The 2,581-nt window shown below is 67.9% G+C and carries 1 protein-coding gene and 1 pseudogene; both read right to left on the minus strand.

Features of this window, described 5'->3' with window-relative positions; translation table 11 throughout:
• Positions 1-1,713, minus strand: a pseudogene (locus ACWGI6_RS38135) (type I polyketide synthase); the annotation flags it as partial.
• A 44-nt stretch (positions 1,714-1,757) separates the two neighbouring features.
• A partial coding sequence (locus ACWGI6_RS38140) for a beta-ketoacyl reductase (RefSeq protein ID WP_453271765.1) occupies positions 1,758-2,581 on the minus strand: 824 nt, incomplete at its 5' end.

Below are 2,581 nucleotides of genomic sequence, written 5' to 3' on the forward strand. Positions count from 1 at the left end.
CCCCAACACCACATCGAAAGCATCCGCAAACACCGGGAACACCTCATACAACTCCCGGCCCATCCCCAACCGCTGCGCCCCCTGTCCCGTGAACAGGAACGCCGTACGCCCCTTCACCCGCGCCACGCCCTGCACCACACCCGGAGCAGACCGCCCCTCAGCCAGCGCCGCCAAACCAGCCAGCGACTCGTCCCGGCCCCTACCCACCACCACCGCACGGTGTTCCAGCAGTGACCGGGAGCCCACCAGTGAGGCTCCGACATCGAGCAGCTGGACGTCCGTGTCCGCCTTCACATGTGCCAGTAGCCGCTCGGCCTGTCCCCGCAGTGCCTCCGCCGACTTGCCGGACAGCACCAGCGGTAGTGCCGTCGGAACCACGGGCGTCGCGTCTTCGACGGTCTTCGCCACTGGTGCCTGCTCGATGATCACGTGTGCGTTGGTGCCACTGATCCCAAACGACGACACGCCCGCCCGACGCGGACGGTCCATCGCCGGCCACGGCCGGGACTCCGTCAGCAGCCGGACATTCCCCTCCGACCAGTCCACCTGCGCCGAAGGCTCATCCACATGCAGCGTCTTCGGCAGCACCCCATGACGGATCGCCTCCACCATCTTGATGATCCCGCCCACACCCGCCGCAGCCTGAGTGTGCCCCACGTTCGACTTCAACGACCCCAACCACAAAGGCCGGTCCTCCGCACGCCCCTGCCCATACGTCGCCAGCAACGCCTGCGCCTCGATCGGATCACCCAGCGTCGTACCCGTCCCATGCGCCTCCACCACATCCACGTCCACGACGGACAGGCGTGCGTGCGCCAGGGCCTGCCGGATGACGCGCTGTTGCGACGGGCCGTTCGGAGCCGTCAGACCGTTGCTCGCACCGTCCTGATTGAGAGCGCTGCCTCGTACGACCGCGAGGACCGGGTGACCATTACGGCGAGCATCCGACAGCCGCTCCACCACCAGCACGCCCACACCCTCGCCCCAGCCCGTGCCGTCCGCACCCGCCGCGAAAGACTTGCAGCGCCCACTGCGCGACAACCCACGCTGTCGGCTGAACTCGACGAACGTCTCCGGAGTGGCCATCACACACACGCCACCGACCAGGGCGAGATTGCACTCCGCCGACCGCAGCGCCTGGATCGCCCAGTGCAGCGCGACAAGGGACGACGAACAGGCCGTGTCCACCGTCGTCGAGGGCCCCTCCAGCCCGAGTACGTAGGAGAGCCGGCCGGAGGCGATGGAGCCGGTGTTCGCGTTGGCGGGGTAGTCGTGGTACATCATCCCGGCGAACACACCGGTCCTGCTGCCCTTCAGCGTCGCCGGGTCGATGCCCGCCCGCTCGATGGCCTCCCACGACGCCTCCAGCAGCAGCCGCTGCTGCGGGTCCATGAGGAGTGCTTCATTGGGGCTGATGCCGAACAGCGACGGGTCGAACTGAGCGGCATCGTGCAGGAATCCGCCCTCGCGCACATAACTGGTGTTGGGCCGTACGGAATCCGGGTCGTACAACTCCTCCACATTCCAGCCGCGGTCCACGGGAAACTCTGAGATCGCGTCCACACCCTCGGAGACCAGCCGCCACAGATCCTCCGGGCTCTCCACACCACCCGGATAGCGGCAACTCATCCCAACGATCGCGATCGGCTCGCGCAGCTCGGCGGTCAGCTTGCGGTGCTGTGCGCGCAGCCGCTCGGTCTCCTTCAGCGAGGTCCGGAGTGCCGCTACGAGCTTTTCGTTTTCGCCAGAGCCAGCCATTACAGATCTCCTGCTTCCCCTGTGGCGGCAGCGTCGATGCCGTCAAGCGCCATGCTGATGAGACTCTCGGTGTCCATGTCGTCGATGGAGTCCTCGCCCTCCTCTTCACCATCGGCATGCGGTACCGCACCGAGCAGATCGATGTCGGTCACGCCGCCGAGTTCGAGCAGGCTCTGCAGCAGGCCCGCGTCACGCAGCCTGCTGAGCGGAATGCTCTGCAGCACCTTGCGGACCTGCTCGTCCTCCTCACCGCCGTCCATGCCTGCGCCACCCGGATCCAGGTGGTCCAACAGATGGGCGGCGAGCGTCTGCACACTCGGGTAATCGAAGACCAAGGTCGGTGGCAGACGGAGTCCCGTCTCCGCATTGAGCGCGTTGCGGAACTCGACGGCGCTGAGCGAGTCGAAGCCCAGGTCGCCGAAGACACTGCCGGGTTCGATGGCGTCCGGGCTGTCGTGGCCGAGTGTCTCCGCCACATGCCTGCGGACGATGTCGAACAGCACATCCGCGCGCTGCTCCGGCGACAGGCCAGCAAGCCGCGCCTTGAGCGCTTCCGCCGCGGCGGCCGAGTGCGCGCTGCCCGTACTGCCGATGCCCGACCCCGCGGCGGCGACCCGGCGTGCCGGTCGGCGGACGAGTCCGCGGAACAGCTCCGGTATGCCACCGCCCTCGCTCTGCGCGTGCGCGGCGAACGCTTCGAGGTCGAGGTGGATGGGGATGAGGGCGGGGCTGGGAACGGTGGCAGCGGTGTCGAAGAGGGCCAGGCCCTGCTTCGAACTGAGTGCTGTGACGCCGGTGCGGGCCATGCGCTGGAGGTCGGCCT

The sequence above is a fragment of the Streptomyces sp. NPDC054786 genome, assembly GCF_053611685.1.